The sequence below is a fragment of the Streptomyces mangrovisoli genome (assembly GCF_000974985.2).
Classification (GTDB): domain Bacteria; phylum Actinomycetota; class Actinomycetes; order Streptomycetales; family Streptomycetaceae; genus Streptomyces; species Streptomyces mangrovisoli.
This window is the reverse complement of record NZ_LAVA02000028.1, coordinates 55,076-70,998: the sequence shown is the minus strand read 5'-3', so window position 1 is coordinate 70,998 and position 15,923 is coordinate 55,076. Positions and strand designations below refer to the sequence as shown.

The 15,923-nt window shown below is 72.5% G+C and carries 15 protein-coding genes; 10 read left to right on the top strand and 5 right to left on the bottom strand.

The features are described from left to right. The 4 genes from WN71_RS13880 to WN71_RS13865 form a co-directional block, all read left to right on the top strand. Window positions 1-866: acetate--CoA ligase family protein (locus WN71_RS13880; RefSeq protein ID WP_206300072.1), on the top strand; the 866-nt coding region annotated here is incomplete at its 5' end. A 225-nt stretch (window positions 867-1,091) separates the two neighbouring features. After that, on the top strand, window positions 1,092-1,679 hold the full coding sequence (locus WN71_RS13875; protein WP_206300071.1) for a DUF5998 family protein: 588 nt from the start codon (window positions 1,092-1,094) through the stop codon (window positions 1,677-1,679). Next, window positions 1,679-2,914: an alkaline phosphatase family protein gene (locus WN71_RS13870; protein ID WP_046589331.1), complete on the top strand. Its 1,236-nt coding sequence runs from the start codon at window positions 1,679-1,681 to the stop codon at window positions 2,912-2,914. The genes WN71_RS13875 and WN71_RS13870 overlap by 1 nt, the downstream gene beginning before the upstream one ends. A gap of 43 nt (window positions 2,915-2,957) precedes the next feature. Beyond that, window positions 2,958-3,608, top strand: a complete 651-nt coding sequence (locus WN71_RS13865; protein ID WP_046589329.1) for a thymidine kinase — start codon at window positions 2,958-2,960, stop codon at window positions 3,606-3,608. Between the two features lie 183 nt (window positions 3,609-3,791). Here the strand turns inward: WN71_RS13865 and WN71_RS13860 are convergent, their stop codons facing one another. Further along, a complete protein-coding gene (locus WN71_RS13860) occupies window positions 3,792-4,619 on the bottom strand; it encodes a VOC family protein (RefSeq protein WP_046589327.1) in 828 nt (275 codons plus the stop codon). 315 nt (window positions 4,620-4,934) lie between these two features. Here WN71_RS13860 and WN71_RS13855 point away from each other — a divergent pair, with 315 nt between their 5' ends. Further along, complete coding sequence (locus tag WN71_RS13855) at window positions 4,935-5,786, top strand: sulfurtransferase (protein WP_046589346.1); 852 nt, start codon at window positions 4,935-4,937, stop codon at window positions 5,784-5,786. 318 nt (window positions 5,787-6,104) lie between these two features. Here the strand turns inward: WN71_RS13855 and sepH are convergent, their stop codons facing one another. Further along, window positions 6,105-7,139, bottom strand: a complete 1,035-nt coding sequence (gene sepH / locus WN71_RS13850) for a septation protein SepH (RefSeq protein WP_046589325.1) — start codon at window positions 7,137-7,139, stop codon at window positions 6,105-6,107. A gap of 509 nt (window positions 7,140-7,648) precedes the next feature. Between sepH and WN71_RS39770 the strand changes: the two genes are divergently transcribed. Continuing rightward, entirely contained in the window at window positions 7,649-8,479 is an 831-nt protein-coding gene (locus tag WN71_RS39770; protein WP_240529648.1) for a hypothetical protein, read from the top strand. Here the strand turns inward: WN71_RS39770 and WN71_RS13835 are convergent. Continuing rightward, window positions 8,403-9,722, bottom strand: a complete 1,320-nt coding sequence (locus WN71_RS13835; protein ID WP_046589319.1) for a D-arabinono-1,4-lactone oxidase — start codon at window positions 9,720-9,722, stop codon at window positions 8,403-8,405. The genes WN71_RS39770 and WN71_RS13835 overlap by 77 nt on opposite strands. Beyond that, complete coding sequence (locus tag WN71_RS13830) at window positions 9,682-10,920, bottom strand: MFS transporter (protein ID WP_046589317.1); 1,239 nt, start codon at window positions 10,918-10,920, stop codon at window positions 9,682-9,684. The genes WN71_RS13835 and WN71_RS13830 overlap by 41 nt, the downstream gene beginning before the upstream one ends. A gap of 331 nt (window positions 10,921-11,251) precedes the next feature. Here WN71_RS13830 and WN71_RS13825 point away from each other — a divergent pair, with 331 nt between their 5' ends. Together WN71_RS13825 and WN71_RS13820 are read left to right on the top strand one after the other, a co-directional pair. After that, window positions 11,252-12,379, top strand: coding sequence for a ferrochelatase (locus WN71_RS13825; protein WP_046589314.1), 1,128 nt, complete (start codon window positions 11,252-11,254; stop codon window positions 12,377-12,379). A gap of 8 nt (window positions 12,380-12,387) precedes the next feature. Continuing rightward, window positions 12,388-13,203, top strand: a complete 816-nt coding sequence (locus WN71_RS13820) for an inositol monophosphatase family protein (protein ID WP_046589313.1) — start codon at window positions 12,388-12,390, stop codon at window positions 13,201-13,203. A 70-nt stretch (window positions 13,204-13,273) separates the two neighbouring features. On the opposite strand, the gene WN71_RS41900 is transcribed toward WN71_RS13820, so the two are convergent. Continuing rightward, complete coding sequence (locus WN71_RS41900; RefSeq protein ID WP_167382926.1) at window positions 13,274-13,447, bottom strand: hypothetical protein; 174 nt, start codon at window positions 13,445-13,447, stop codon at window positions 13,274-13,276. A 416-nt stretch (window positions 13,448-13,863) separates the two neighbouring features. Between WN71_RS41900 and WN71_RS13815 the strand changes: the two genes are divergently transcribed. Together WN71_RS13815 and WN71_RS13810 are read left to right on the top strand one after the other, a co-directional pair. After that, window positions 13,864-14,517: a response regulator transcription factor gene (locus WN71_RS13815; protein WP_003993508.1), complete on the top strand. Its 654-nt coding sequence runs from the start codon at window positions 13,864-13,866 to the stop codon at window positions 14,515-14,517. Between the two features lie 5 nt (window positions 14,518-14,522). Beyond that, window positions 14,523-15,779, top strand: a complete 1,257-nt coding sequence (locus tag WN71_RS13810) for a sensor histidine kinase (RefSeq protein ID WP_046589309.1) — start codon at window positions 14,523-14,525, stop codon at window positions 15,777-15,779. Window positions 15,780-15,923 lie beyond the last annotated feature (144 nt).

Sequence of the window (15,923 nt, the reverse complement as noted above, 5' to 3'; positions counted from 1 at the left end):
CCCCCCGTCTCATCCCCGCCTACCCCGCCGCCGAGCGGGCCGTGCGGGCGCTCGGGGAAGCGGTGAAGTACGCCCAGTGGCGGCGGGAGGCGGCCGACCCCGGCAAGGTGCCCGAGTACGACGACATCGACGAGAAGGGCACCGCCGACCGGATCGGCGCGCTGCTCGCCCGCGGCCAGGGCCTCACCCTCGGCCCGGAGGAGACCGTGGGCCTGCTCGGCGGCTACGGCATCCACGTGCACCGGGCCCTGCCCGCGCCCACCCCCGACGAGGCCGCCGCGGCCGCCCGCGACCTGGGCTACCCCGTGGCCCTCAAGGCCACCGCCCCCCATCTGCGTCACCGCGCCGACCTGGGCGGCGTACGGCTCGACCTCGCGAACGAGGAGCAACTACGCCGGGCGTACACCGAGTTGACCGAGCTGTTCGGAGTGCCGGAGGAGCTGCGCCCGGTCGTGCAGCGGATGGCGCCGCGCGGGGTCGACACCGTCGTACGCGCCGTGATCGACCCCGCGGCCGGCGCCGTACTGTCGTTCGGGCTGGCCGGGGCCGCCTCGCAGCTGCTCGGCGACATGGCGCACCGGCTGGTCCCGGTCACCGACCGGGAGGCGGGCTCGCTGATCCGGTCCATCCGCACCGCCCCGCTGCTGTTCGGCTGGCGCGGGAGCGCCCCGGTCGACACGGGCGCGCTGGAGGAGCTGCTGCTGCGCGTCTCGCGCCTGGTGGACGACCACCCCGAGGTCGTCGCGATCACCCTGGAGCCCGTCGTCGTGGCCCCGCACGGGCTGAGCGTCCTCGGCGCGTCCGTACGCCTCGCGCCGCCGCCCGCCCGCGACGACCTCGGGCCGCGGACACTGCCCGTCTACTGACCGAGGCGCCGAGCCGTCCGCCGGCGCGCTCCGACCGGGCCCCGCCCTCCGCCGGGGCGCCGGACGCGGCTGGCCGCCCTGCGCAGGGCAGCCCGGACCGGGCGGCGCAGTCCGCCGGGGCGCCCGGTCGAACCGTCCTGGACGCCAGGTCGAACGGCCGTGGAGCCCCGGTGCGAGGGCCGCGGCCGTCCCTCGCAGTCAGTGGGCCCCCGTAGGATGGACGACATGGCCAAGACCAGTACGACGACCCAGGGGCTGCGCGCGGCGATCGAGCGCAGCGGCTACTACCCGGCCCTCGTGGCCGAGGCGGTGGAGGCCGCCGTCGGCGGCGACGCCATCCGGTCGTACCTGGTCCATCAGGAGACGACGTTCGACCAGAACGAGGTCCGCCGGCACGTCACGGTCCTCGTCCTCACCGGCACCCGCTTCATCGTCAGCCACACCGACGAGCAGGCCGCCGACGACACGTCCCCGACGCCGTACGCCACCACGTCCACGGAGTCCGTGAAGCTCGACCGGATCTCGTCGGTCGTGCTGAGCCGCGTGGTCGCCAACCCCGAGCAGTACACGCCCGGCACCCTGCCCCGCGAGGTCGTGCTGACCATCGGCTGGGGTGCCGTCTCCCGCATCGACCTGGAGCCGGCCGCCTGCGGCGACCCCAACTGCGACGCCGACCACGGCTACACCGGCAGCTCCACCGCCGACGATCTGAGCCTGCGGGTGAGCGAGGCGGGTGACGGTCCCGAGACCGTGCGCCAGGCCCTCGCCTTCGCGCAGTCGCTCTCCGAGGCGACCGCGGACCTCAGCCGCTGATGTCGCAGCCGTCACCGCCCGCCGCGCACGACAGGGGAGAGCCCGTGCCCGGCCCGGCCTACTGGGACCACCCCGAGCCGCTCGCCGTCGCCTCCGCACCCGTGCCCGAGTACGGCAGCGGATCCCTCGCCGACCTGCTGCCCACCCTCGCCGCGGGCATGGGCGTCCCCGGACTGGCCCCGGCCATCGAGGAACTCGCCCCCGCGGACCGCAACTGCGTCTTCCTGATCGACGGCCTCGGCTGGGAGCAGCTGCGGCAGCACCCCGACGAGGCGCCGTACCTGACCTCGCTGCTCGCGAGCTCCCGCGGCGGCACCGGCCGCCCGCTCACCGCCTGCTACCCGGCGACCACCGCGACCTCGCTGGCCTCCGTCGGCACCGGCCTGCCGCCCGGCGCGCACGGCCTGCCCGGCTACACGGTGCGCAACCCGCAGACCGGCGAGCTGATGAACCAGCTGCGCTGGCACCCGTGGACCTCGCCGGGGCCCTGGCAGCCGTATCCCACGGTCTTCCAGCTGGCGCACGCCGCCGGGGTGCACGCGGCCCAGGTGTCGTCGCCGACCTTCCAGAACACCCCGCTCACCAAGGTCGCGCTCAGCGGCGGAACGTTCCACGGCCGGCTGACCGGCGAGGAGCGCATGGATCTCGCGGCCGAGCAGCTCGCCGCCGCCGACCGCGCCCTGGTGTACACCTACTACGCCGAGCTCGACGGCGCGGGCCACCGCTACGGGGTCGCCTCCGACACCTGGCGCGGCCAGCTCATGTGCGTCGACCGGCTGGTCCAGCGGCTCGCCGAGCAGCTGCCCCCGCGCAGCGCGCTGTACGTCACCGCGGACCACGGCATGGTCGACGTGCCCTTCGACGAGCAGCACCGCATCGACTTCGACGAGGACTGGGAGCTGCGCGCCGGGGTCGCCCTGCTGGGCGGCGAGGGCCGCGCCCGCCATGTCTACGCCGTGCCCGGTGCCGCGAACGACGTCCTGACCTGCTGGCGCGAGGTCCTCGGCGAGCAGTTCTGGGTGGCCTCGCGGGACGAGGCGATCGAGGCCGGCTGGTTCGGACCGCGGGTCGACGAGCGGGTGTACGACCGGATCGGCGACGTCGTCGCGGCCGCCCGGGACGACGTCCTGATCATCGCCTCCCAGCGGGAGCCCAAGGAGTCGGCGATGGTCGGCAACCACGGCTCGCTGACCCCGGCCGAGCAGTTCGTCCCGCTCCTCGAAGTACGCTCCTGACCGCCGCCCACCTCCCCTTGTGCCGAAAGGTTCTCAACTCCCCATGCCCGAGCTGGTGTTCTTCTCCGGAACGATGGACTGCGGGAAGTCGACGCTGGCTCTCCAGATCGAGCACAACCGCTCGACGCGCGGCCTCGTCGGGATGATCTTCACTCGCGACGACCGCGCGGGGGAGGGCAAGCTGTCCTCCCGGCTCGGTCTGGTCACGGACGCCGTGGAGGTCGAGGACGGGCAAGACCTGTACGCCTACCTCGTCGACCACCTCTCCCAGGGCCGCCGCGCGGACTACGTCATCGCGGACGAGGCGCAGTTCCTCGCGCCGGAGCAGATCGACCAGCTCGCGCGCGTGGTCGACGACCTGGACGTGGACGTCTACGCCTTCGGCATCACCACCGACTTCCGCTCCAAGCTGTTCCCCGGCTCGCAGCGGCTGGTGGAGCTGGCCGACCGCGTCGAGGTGCTCCAGGTGGAGGCCCTGTGCTGGTGCGGCGCCCGCGCCACGCACAACGCGCGCACGGTGGGCGGTGAGATGGTCGTCGAGGGTGCCCAGGTGGTCGTCGGCGACGTCAACCAGTCCGCGGACGAGGTCGGTTACGAGGTGCTGTGCCGCCGGCACCACCGCCGCCGGATGACGGCCGCGTCGGCGCGGGCGGCGGCGCTCTCCCCGGACGTCCTGCCGGTCCCGCCGGCCTGAGACGCTCTCCGCGGGGGCCGTCCCGGATCTCATGGGGGGCCGTCCCGGATCGCCCGGAGTCCGTCGTGGAACATGCGAGGGTCGTCCCGGATCGCGCGGAGTCCGTCCCGGAGTGTGCGGGGGCCGTCCCGGACCGCACGGCAGCCGTCCCGGACCGTGAGCCGTGCGTCCCGGTCCGCAGGCTCAGTGCGGGTCCTGGATCACCGAGAACAGCGCGCCCTCGGGGTCGGCCACCGACGCCACCCGGCCGTGCGGACCGTCGTGAGCCGGTTCGAGGACCTGCCCGCCGAGCCGGGTGACGAGCGCGAGGGCCTTGTCCGCGTCCTCGACCCGGAAGTACGTCTTCCAGTGCGATCCCCGGTCCCGTGGCAGCTCGTGCCCCACGCCGTGGATGCCCGCCACCGGACGCCCGTCCATGCGCAGGGTGACGTGGTCGAATCCGGCGGACCGCGTGGGTCCCGACCCGGCGGACTCCGCGGGTTCCGCCTCGTAACCGAACACGGTCTCGTAGAACTTGGCGACGCTGATCGTCTCGAAGGTCAGCAGCTCGTTCCACGCGGGCGTGCCGGGTACGCCCGTGACCGCCGTGCCGAGGTGCCGCGGCGCCTGCCAGATGCCGAACACCGCCCCCGACGGGTCGGAGCCGATCGCGAGCCGTCCCGCCTCGGCCGCGTCCAGCGGCCCCACGCCGATGGTGCCGCCGCAGAGCCGGGCCGTCTCCGCGGTCAGGTCCACGTCCTCCGATGCGAAGTACGGCGTCCAGGCGACCGGCAGATGGCGGTCCGGGGGCAGCTGCCCGATGCCCGCGACTTCGGCGCCGTCGAGCACCGCCCGCACATACGGGCCGAGTTGCCGGGGTCCCGGCCGGAACTCCCAGCCGAACAGCGCTCCGTAGAAGTCCTGGGTCGCGGCCAACGCGTGTGCCATCAGGCTCACCCAGCAGGGCGTGCCGGTCGCGCGCCGAGCGTGCGTGTCGCCGGTCGGGCCGGCCGAGCCCCATGCGTCGGTCATCGTCACTCTCTCCCCGGCCCCTCGCGGTGGCCGTGTCGCTTCCGTTCCGCGCAACCCACGTGCCGCGTCGGCGCCCTGGCGCCGATGCTCGCACCGCCCACGGCACCGCGCGTTCCGGACGCGCCGCCGACCCGGCCGCTGCGCGGAGAATGCCCGGTCCGTCGTTCCGCGCCCGTTTCCGTGCGATTGCCGCGGAGTGTCCGTCGGCTGTACAGCATGTGCTCGATCCCGTACGCCCGGTGATCGAGGCTGCCCGGCCGAGCAGAGTAGTCGGACCTGGACGGCACGGCCACCCCTGACGTATGGATGGTGGCCATGAAAGCCATCATCACCGCATCCCAGCTAGCGGCCGACTCGACCGGCCCGAACCCGCCCACCGTGCTGGACGTCCGCTGGCAGTTGAGCATGGCCGCGGCGGCGGGCGCACCGGCCTTCGACGGCCGTGCCGCCTACGCCGAAGGGCACATTCCGGGCGCCACCTACGTCGATCTGGACCGCGAACTCGCCTCGGCGCCGGGCGGGCGGGGCCGTCATCCGCTGCCGGACATGGCCGAATTCGGCGCGGCGATGCGGCGCGCGGGCGTGTCCGCGGGGCGGCCCGTGGTCGTGTACGACGGCGGGCAGGGCTGGGCGGCGGCGCGCGCCTGGTGGCTGCTGGGCTGGACGGGTCACCCGGACGTGCGGGTCCTCGACGGCGGGTTGCCGTCCTGGGAGGGGGTGTTGGAGACCGGAACACCCGCTTCCGCCGAGGGCGACTTCGTGCCGGAGCCGTCGGCCGGCGGCCTCCTCGACGCGGACGGCGCCGCGGCACTCGCCCGCTCCGGCGTGCTGTTCGACGCGCGCGCGGGGGAGCGGTACCGGGGCGAGGCCGAACCCATCGACCGGGTCGGCGGCCACATCCCCGGCGCCGTGTCCGCGCCCACGAACGAGAACGTCGGTCCCGACGGGCGCTTCCTCGCGGCGGACGAACTCAGGGCGCGCTTCACGTCCCTGGGCGCGGCCGAGGGCACGGAGGTCGGCGTCTACTGCGGCTCCGGCGTCTCCGCGGCGCACGAGGTGCTGGCCCTCGCGGTCGCGGGCATCCCGGCGGCGCTGTACGTCGGTTCGTGGTCGGAGTGGTCCTCGGACCCGGACCGCCCGATCGCGGTGGGCCCGGAGCCGAAGTAGCGGGAGGAACGGGAGCAGCGGGCGTCCCACCCGCGGAGCGCGGTGGAAGCGCGCGCGAGCGGGATGCGCGCGGGCGCGCCGGTGTGCGCCCCGACGCCCCGTCGATGAAGCGGAAACCCCGGCATCCGCCGAACGGCAGCCGAAAGCCCAGGCGTTCGGGAACGCCTGGGCTTCGCGCTGTCGCCGGAAGGGGCGCGGGTTCGAGGCCCGCTCCTCCTGCTGCGCCGCTGATTTCCGCTGGTCCAGCCACTGCTACTGGTCCAGCCACTGCTACTGGTCCAGCCACTGACGCTGATTCAGCCGCTTCCGCCGGCCCGGCTACTCCTGCTTCTTGCGTCGCGTGCCGAACACGATCTCGTCCCAACTGGGCACCGCCGCGCGGCGACCCGGACGGACGCCGTCCGCCTCGGCCTGCCGGTCGGTGGCGCCGATCAGCCGGTCCCGGTGGCTGGTGACCGCTCGGGGCATGAGCACGTCCGCGTACGCGGACCCGGCCGAGGCCGCGGGCGCCGGCGGTTCCTCCGTCTGCGGTTCCTGGTCGGGTTCCTCGACCTGCTCGGACGGCCGTTCCGGTACGACCATGTCGCCCCGGAAGCTGGGCACCGCCTCCAACAGGCTGGTCAGCGAGTCCCGTTCGCCCGTGGTCTCCTCGGGAGGCTCGGACGACTGGGCGGGCAGCATCGGGCGCTCGGGCCGTTCCAGCGCGCGGTCGAGTCCGCGGTCGCGGGGCAGCCGGGCGATGCGCGGCACGAACGGGAAGCTCGGCTCCGGGGCGGCGAGGTCGTCGGACTCGCCGATCAGGGAGCGGGCCTCGTCGTCGACGGCCTGGACGAGCCGCCGCGGCGGGTCGTAGGTCCAGGACGCGGAGTGCGGTTCGCCCGCGACGCGGTAGACGAGCAGGACCTCCCACGTGCCGTCGTCGCGGCGCCAGGAGTCCCACTGCACGGTGTCCTTCTCGGCGCCGCGCAGCACCAGTCGCTCCTGGACGGCCTCGCCCAGCTGCGGTCCCGCGTTCTCGCCGGGCCGGCGGACCGGAGTCTTGCGGGCCCGCTCCGCCATGAAGGCGCGCTCGGCGAGCACCGGACCCTCGAAGCGCCGTACCCGGTCCACGGGAATGCCGGCGAGCTGTGCGACCTCTTCCGCGGTCGCACCCGCACGTATACGCGCCTGGATGTCACGGGGGCGGAGATGGCTCTCCACCTCGATCTCGATCTGGCCGAGGCGGGGACGGTCGCCACGCACCGCGGCGCGGAGACGTTCGTCAATCGGAAGCGTGTACTCCGTGCTGTCCGCAGCCTTCAGCACCAGCCGTGTGCCGTCATTCGAGACGGCCACGACACGCAGTTCGGGCATGGGGACCTCCCGGGTGGTGCCTGCCGACGTCACGTGCGTCGCTGCTTCCGCTAGTCGAGTGTGGCCTGCCCGGGTGCAGCCTGCCACAACCTTGCCGAGTTGCCCGGCGTGTCGGGCGCTAGCCCTGGATCGCCGTTATGGCACGGTTATCTATTCGCAACGCTAAGTGACCAAGACTGTCACCCTGTGCAACTAGTCCCCTCCCGGCGGCCGAGCAGAGCCCGGAACGCCATGGTGGGAAACCGGGCCCAGGGCTCGCAACAGTACTCCATTTGGACCACGTACGAGGATTGGCGCGCCGCCCAACTTCTCGCAAGAACCGCCACTTGGCCGTCCGTCACGCGGTTTCGGCGATCTTGGACGTGGCGTACTTCACGCATTCGGCGAAAACGGAACTAATGGTTCCGTCCATACGTCCCCATACACGTGCACTTGATCAATCGAGTCCATGAAAGTCGATCAAGTGCGTCATGTCGATCAAGTACAGGAAAGTCAGGCAAGGTCCGGGAATGCGCGGAAGGCCCGAAGACGTCGACGAGCCGAGCACCGGAGAGGAGGTGACGACGAAGCCGGCCGGGAGGAAGCGGCTCGACCTGAGCGTGCCCCAGGTCGCGGGAAGCGCGGTGGCCGCGGTGGTGGCCGCCAAACTCGCCTCGTACTTCGGTGTGTACGGCACGATCCTCGGCGCCGGCGTGGTCAGTGTCATCGCCACGTGCGGCGGCAGCCTGTTCCAGCACTTCTTCCGGCGCACCGGCGAGCAGTTCCGCGGGACGGGCGCCGTGGGCAGAGAACCGGAGCCGCATGCGGCCCGGCCCGGCGAGTTCGGCGAGGGCACCGTCTACCGGGCCAAGGTCAAGAGCTGGAAGCGTCCCGTGGTCGCGGCCGCCCTGGTCTTCGGAGTGACGATGGCCGGCATCACGACGTACGAGATGGTGTCCGGCACCACCTTCAGCGGCGGGGGAGCCACCACGGTGAGCGACGCCCTCACCGGACACGGCTCGTCCTCCTCGAAGTCCGGCTCCACCACTCCCTCGCCGGCGCCCTCGACGGACTCCGGCTCCGGCACCTCCTCCGACGGCGCCGCGACCCCTTCACCGGAGGCCTCCGTGCCGCAGGACGGTTCGACCGACCAGGGTTCGACGCCCGCGCCGGCCGGCTCCGCGCAGGGCCAGGACTCCGGCGGACAGCAGTCCGCCGACCCCGGTTCCACGAGCGGGGGGACCGGTGACGACGGCTCCCCCGACCCGGCGGCGAGCGGCACCGCTACTGCCCCAGCACCCTCCGCAAGTAGTCGTTCTGGAACAGCCGATCAGGGTCAAGACGGTCCCGCAGCGCCGTGAACTCGCCGAAGCGCGGATAGACCCCGGCGAGGTACTCGGCGTCCCGGGTGTGCACCTTGCCCCAGTGCGGCCGGCCCTCGTGCGCGGTGAAGATCCGCTCGGCGGCCGTGAAGTACGCCTGGTACGGCGTCCCGCGGAACATGTGGACGGCGACGTACGCGCTGTCGCGGCCGGACGCCGTGGACAGCGCGATGTCGTCGGCCGGCGCCGTACGCACCTCGACCGGGAAGCTGATCCTCAGGTCGGAGGCGTCGACCATCGCCTTCAGCTCGCGCAGGGTGTCCACCAGCGCCTCGCGCGGCACGGCGTACTCCATCTCCACGAACCGCACCCGGCGCGGCGAGGTGTAGACCTTGTACGGGATGTCGGTGTAGGTGCGCGCCGACAGGGCCTTGCTGGAGATCTGCGCGATCGACGGGATGACCGCGGGCACCGCCCGGCCGAGCAGGTTGGCCGCCTTGAAGACGCCGTTGGAGAGGAACTCGTCCTCGAACCAACCCGACAGCTTCCCCACCGGCTGCTCCGGGCCGGCGCTGCGGTTGTTGCGCTTGGTGTTGGTGTTGCCGGTGTGCGGGAACCAGTAGAACTCGAAGTGCTCGTTCTCGGCCCACAGCCCGTCGAAGTCGGCGAGGACCTGGTCGAACGCCATCGGCTCCTCGCGGGCCGTCAACAGGAAGGTCGGCTCCACGGCGAACGTGATCGCGGTGACGATGCCCAGCGCACCGAGGCCGATCCGGGCCGCCGCGAAGACCTCGGGGTTCTCCTTCTCGGAGCACGCCATCACCGAGCCGTCCGCCAGGACCAGCTCCAGACCCTTGATCTGGGCGGCTATGGAGGCGGAGTCCCGCCCGGTGCCGTGCGTGCCGGTGCTGGTGGCGCCGGAGACGGTCTGCTCCATGATGTCGCCCATGTTGGTGAGCGACAGCCCCTCGCGCGCCAGCGCGACATTGAGTCTCTTGAGCGGGGTGCCCGCCTCGACGGTGACGGTCATGGCGTCACGGTCGATCGCCCGGATACCCGTCAACAGTTGAGGCCGGATCAATACCCCGTCGGTGGCGGCGATCGAGGTGAAGGAGTGGCCGGTGCCGACCGGCTTCACCTTCAGCCCGTCCTCCGCGGCCTTCCGCACGGCGGCGGCCAGCTCCTCGACGGACGCCGGTTCGACCTCCCGAACCGGCCGGGCTGAGACGTTGCCGCCCCAGTTACGCCACGTGCCGCTCTTCGCGCTGACTGTGGTGCTCAACCGTGCCTCCCCGACCCGGAGCCGGCTTGCTGAGCCGGCGGTACCCCAGGAAACCGACCGCGACCGCGACGGCCCCGGACACCGCCGGAACCCCGTACCCCGCGCGTGCGCCCGCCGCGTCGATCACCCAGCCGGCGACGGAGGAGCCGATGGCGACCCCCACCGCGAGCCCTGTGCTGATCCAGGTCATCCCTTCGGTCAGTCGTGCGCGAGGTACGTGCTCTTCGATGAGGGACATCGTCGTGATCATCGTGGGTGCGATGGACAGGCCCGCAACGAACAGCGCCACGGCCAGGAACGGCAAGTTTCCGACCAGTAGGAGGGGGATCATACTCACGGCCATCGCGCATATGCCCAGCAGCCACCTGCGGGCGGGCGGACCCGCGAACCGCATGAGCCCGAACGCGGCGCCCGCGACGCAGGAGCCCGCCGCGTACAGCGCCAGGACGACGCTCGCCGCGCTCTTGTGGCCGCGCTCGTCGGCGAACGCCACGGTGACCACGTCGACCGCGCCGAAGATCGTCCCGGTCGCCACGAAGGTGGTCACGAGGACCTGGAGCCCGCGCGAGCCGAGCGCGCTGCCGGCGCCGTGGTGCTCGCGCGGGTGCGGCTGCGGCTCGGTGGCCCGCTGCGCCGTCAGCCAGAAGACGCCGGCCGCCAGGAAGCAGCCCGCCAGCAGCGGTCCCGCCTGCGGGAACCAGGCCGTCGACAGGCCGATCGAGATGATCGGCCCGAAGATGAAGCACACCTCGTCCACCACGGACTCGAACGAGTACGCGGTGTGCAGTTGCGGGGTGCCCCGGTACAGCGCGGCCCAGCGCGCCCGGACCATCGCGCCGAGGCTCGGCACGGAGCCGATGCCCACGGCGCAGACGAACAGCACCCAGTCCGGCCAGCCGAAGCGGGTCGCGAGCAGCAGGCCCGCGGCGGCGGCGAGCGCGACCAGCGTCGCCGGGCGCAGCACCCGCCGCTGCCCGTGCAGGTCCACCAGCCGGGAGATCTGCGGCCCGATCGCCGCAGCGGCCAGCGCGATGGTCGCCGACAGCCCGCCCGCGAGGCCGTAGCGGCCGGTCAGCTGGGAGATCATCGTCACGACGCCGATGCCCATCATGGACAGCGGCATACGGCCGACGAAGCCGGCGGCCGCGAACCCCTTGGTGCCGGGGGCGGCGAACAGGGCGCGGTAGGGGCTGGGCACGGGGGGCTCCGATGGACGGGATGCGGTCACGCGCGCACGACGGCTCGGTACGGCGTGGAGAGGCGGCTCGGCGGAAAAGCTCATGACCGCATCCGTAAGGCGCCAATGCGGTCGATACAGCTTACGAGTTAGGTCAACCTAACGCACCCCTCGGTACCGCCCCGATCCCCGCTCCGGTGCAGGCAGGGACGGACACGGGGGCGTCGGCCGGGCGCGCCGGGGTCCGCGGAGCGACACCCGCCCCGGTGCGCCGGGGCCGCGGGGAGACACCCGCCCCGGCGCGTCCCCCTCCGTTTTCGGCCCGTCGGTGCCGGGTGGCAGGATCGGAGTCATGCCAGACGCGCTCGATTCCACGCCCTACGACGCCCTGCTCCTGCTCTCGTTCGGCGGCCCGGAGGGCCCGGACGACGTGGTCCCGTTCCTGGAGAACGTGACGCGGGGCCGCGGCATCCCGAAGGAACGCCTCAAGGAGGTCGGGCAGCACTACTTCCTGTTCGGCGGCGTCAGCCCGATCAACGCCCAGAACCGCGCCCTGCTGGACGCCCTGCGCAAGGACTTCGCCGATCACGGCCTGGACCTGCCGGTGTACTGGGGCAACCGCAACTGGGCGCCGTACCTCACGGACACCCTGCGCGAGATGGCCGCGGACGGCCGCCGCCACGTCCTGGTCCTGGCCACCAGCGCGTACGCCTCCTACTCGGGCTGCCGGCAGTACCGCGAGAACCTCGCCGACGCGCTGGGCACGCTCCGGGACGAGGGCGTCGACGTGCCGAAGGTGGACAAGCTGCGGCACTACTTCAACCACCCCGGCTTCCTGGAGCCGATGGTCGAGGGCGTGCTCGACTCCCTCGCCGACCTCCCCGAGGACGTCCGGGACGGCGCGCACCTCGCCTTCACCACGCACTCCATCCCCACCTCGGCCGCCGACACCTCGGGACCGGCCGAGGACCACGGCGACGGCGGAGCGTACGTCGCCCAGCACCTGGACGTGGCCCGCTTCGTCGCCGACGCCGTCCGCGAGCGCACCGGTGTCGACCGCCCCTGGCAGCTCGTCTACCAGTCGCGCTCCGGCGCCCCGCACATCCCCTGGCTCGAGCCGGACATCTGCGACCACCTCGAGGAGCGCCACGCGGCCGGCGTCCCGGCCGTCGTCATGGTCCCGATCGGCTTCGTCTCCGACCACATGGAGGTCCTCTACGACCTCGACACGGAGGCCACCGCCAAGGCCGGGGAGCTCGGGCTGCCGGTGCGCCGCTCCGCCACCGTCGGCGCCGACCCCCGCTTCGCCGGCGCGGTCCGCGAGCTCGTCCTGGAGCGCGCCGCCGCCGAGCGCGGTCTGCCGGTCACGCCCTGCGCCCTCGGCGCGCTCGGCGCGAGCCACGACGTCTGCCCGGTGGGCTGCTGCCCGGCCCGCGCCCCCCGCCCCGCCGCCGCGGGTGCCGACAGCCCCTACGCATGAGGAGCACCGTGACCGAGACCCTGCACGCGGACCTGCTCGCCCTCGCCCAGGAGGCCGCCCGCCGGGCCGGTGCACTCCTGCGCGACGGCCGGCCGGCCGATCTCGCGGTCGCCGCCACCAAGTCCAGCCCCATCGACGTCGTGACCGAGATGGACATCGCGGCGGAGAAGCTGATCACCGGCCTGATCGCCGACCGCCGCCCCGACGACGGATTCCTCGGCGAGGAGGGCTCCGCCACGGAGGGCACCAGCGGGGTGCGCTGGGTGATCGACCCGCTCGACGGCACGGTCAACTACCTCTACGGACTGCCCACGTGGTCCGTCTCCATCGCGGCCGAGCAGGACGGCGAGACCGTCGTGGGCGTGGTCGCCGTCCCGATGCGCGGGGAGACCTTCCACGCGGTCCGCGGCGGCGGCGCCCGTGCCACCGGGGCCTGGGACGGCGAGCGCGCGCTCGCCGTGCGGGCCGCGCCGCCCCTGGAGCAGGCGCTCGTCTCCACGGGCTTCAACTACGTCACCGAGGTCCGCGCCCACCAGGCCGAGGTCGCCCACCGGCTGATCCCGCTGCTGCGCGACATCCGGCGCGGCGGCTCGGCCGCCGTCGACCTGTGCGACCTGGCGGCGGGCCGGCTGGACGGCTACTACGAGCGCGGCCTGAACGCCTGGGACGTCGCGGCGGGCGACCTCATCGCACGGGAGGCGGGCGCGCTGACCGGTGGACGCCCCGGAGAGCGCCCGTCACGCGATCTCACGGTCGCGGGTACCCCGGGCGTCTTCGAACCCCTCCAGCGCCTCCTGGAGGACTTCGGCGCCTGGCACGACTGACGCGGGTGATCGAGAACGAGGCGGGGCCCCGGTGCTGGATTCACCGGGGCCCCGCCGTCGTGCGGATGCGTCAGACGCTCGTCGCGGTGACTTCCACACCGTGTTCGGCGGCGAGACGGCGCAGGTCGTCGAGTTCGGCCTGTTCCACCTCGACGAGGAAGTCGTCGCCCTCGTTGCGAGCGCGCGTGATGTCGGACTCGGTCGCCTTTATGCGCTGCAGAAGTCCTGCGGTGAATGCGTCCATGCTGCGCCCCCTCGTCCTGGGTCGTGGGTCGGTGGCACGGGGGTGTGCCGTGGAAAAAGGGCGATCACGTCTTGCGGGTGCCCAGCGCTGCCCGGCCGGGCGGCGACGGTGCCGGACGCCCACGCGTGCTCTGCCAAGAAGCGGAGTGCGGTATACCGCATGGTGCTGCGGCACATGCAGAGCGTGATCGCGGGGTGTAAAGCCGTCCTCCCCCCGCTTCCTTCCACGGAAACCTCAACCGCACGAGAAAATCTGGCATTCCCGGGGCCCCCGGCCCCCGATCTGTCGCCCCGTCATGCGTCTTACAGCCGACTTATGGCCGAAAAGGGCAGGATGGATGCCACACACTCACGAAGGCCCCTGCCCGCGTGCGCCCTCAGGGCGCTACGCGGGTGGACACAGGAAGGACAAGCGACGTGCGCGTACTCGTCGTCGAGGACGAGCAACTGCTCGCGGATGCGGTGGCCACCGGGCTGCGCCGCGAGGCCATGGCCGTCGACGTCGTGTACGACGGTGCGGCCGCCCTGGAGCGCATCGGCGTCAACGACTACGACGTGGTCGTCCTCGACCGCGACCTGCCGCTCGTGCACGGCGACGACGTCTGCCGCAAGATCGTCGAGCTCGGGATGCCCACGCGCGTCCTGATGCTCACCGCGTCCGGCGACGTCAGCGACCGTGTCGAGGGCCTGGAGATCGGTGCCGACGACTATCTCCCGAAGCCGTTCGCCTTCAGCGAGCTCATCGCGCGCGTGCGCGCGCTCGGCCGGCGCACCAGCGTCCCGCTGCCGCCCGTCCTGGAGCGCGCGGGCATCAAGCTCGACCCCAACCGCCGCGAGGTCTTCCGCGACGGCAAGGAGGTGCAGCTCGCTCCGAAGGAGTTCGCCGTCCTCGAGGTCCTGATGCGCAGCGAGGGCGCCGTCGTCTCCGCCGAGCAGCTGCTCGAGAAGGCGTGGGACGAGAACACCGACCCGTTCACGAACGTCGTGCGCGTCACCGTGATGACCTTGCGCCGCAAGCTGGGCGAGCCGCCCGTCATCGTCACCGTCCCCGGTTCCGGCTACCGGATCTGACGGCCGTGGCAGCGACCCCCGCGCCCGCCCAGGCGCCACCCAAGCCCACCTGGGACCCCAGGAAGCAGCAGGAGGCGCCCTTCCCCTGGCTGCGCCCCACCATCCGGATACGCCTCACGCTGCTGTACGGCGGCATGTTCCTGATCGCCGGCATCCTGCTGCTGTCGATCATCTATCTGCTCGCCGCGCAGGCCATCAACACCGGCAACCAGCCGCTGTTCAAGATCGTGAGCGGGACCTCCCAGATCAAGGTCGTCAGCGAGCACTGCCCGGCGATCAGCACCCCCAACACCCTGCAGCTGGGGGAGTTCAACGAGGCCGTCGCCCATTGCCTGGACCTGCAGCGGCAGTCGGCCCTGGACAACCTCCTCAGCCGCTCCCTGCTGGCGCTGCTCGGCCTCGCCGTGATCGCCTTCGCCTTCGGCTACGCGATGGCGGGCCGGGTCCTGTCTCCGCTCGGCCGGATCACCCGGACCGCCCGCGCGGTGGCCGGTTCCGACCTGTCCCGCCGGATCGAGCTGGACGGACCGGACGACGAGCTCAAGGAGCTCGCCGACACCTTCGACGACATGCTGGAGCGCCTCCAGCGCGCGTTCACGGCGCAGCAGCGCTTCGTGGGCAACGCCTCGCACGAGCTGCGCACCCCGCTCGCGATCAACCGCACGCTGCTCGAGGTGCACCTGTCCGACCCGCAGGCGCCCGTGGAGCTGCAACAGCTCGGCAAGACGCTGCTGGCCACCAACGAGCGCAGCGAGCAGCTCGTGGAGGGTCTGCTGCTGCTCGCCCGCAGCGACAACCAGATCGTCGAGCGCAAGCCCGTGGACCTCGCCGAGGTGGCCTCCCAGGCCGTCGACCAGGTGCACGCGGAGGCGGCGGCCAAGGGCGTCGTGCTGCGCGGCGAGCGGCGGCCCGCGGTGGTCCAGGGGAACGGCGTCCTGCTGGAGCGCATCGCGCTGAACCTGGTGCAGAACGCGGTGCGCTACAACGTGCCGGAGGACGGCTGGGTGGAGGTCACCACCGAGGCGCTGCCCGGACAGGCGGTCCTGACGGTGTCGAACACCGGGCCGGTCGTCCCGGCGTACGAGATCGACAACCTCTTCGAGCCCTTCAGGCGGCTGCGTACGGAGCGCACGGGCAGCGACAAGGGAGTGGGCCTCGGCCTGTCGATCGCGCGGTCCGTGGCCCGCGCGCACGGCGGCCACATCTCGGCCGAGCCACGTGAAGGGGGCGGACTCGTGATGCGCGTCACCCTGCCGATCTGAGAGCATGCGTCGACACACGCGGGGATGTTCGCTTTGCGCGGAATTTTCGGGCAAGGGAACGAGCTGACTCCTGTGTGATCGATCACACGGGCGATTTTCAGGCCATATACTCTCCGTGATCATGCCCCTAGGCAGAAAGCCGGG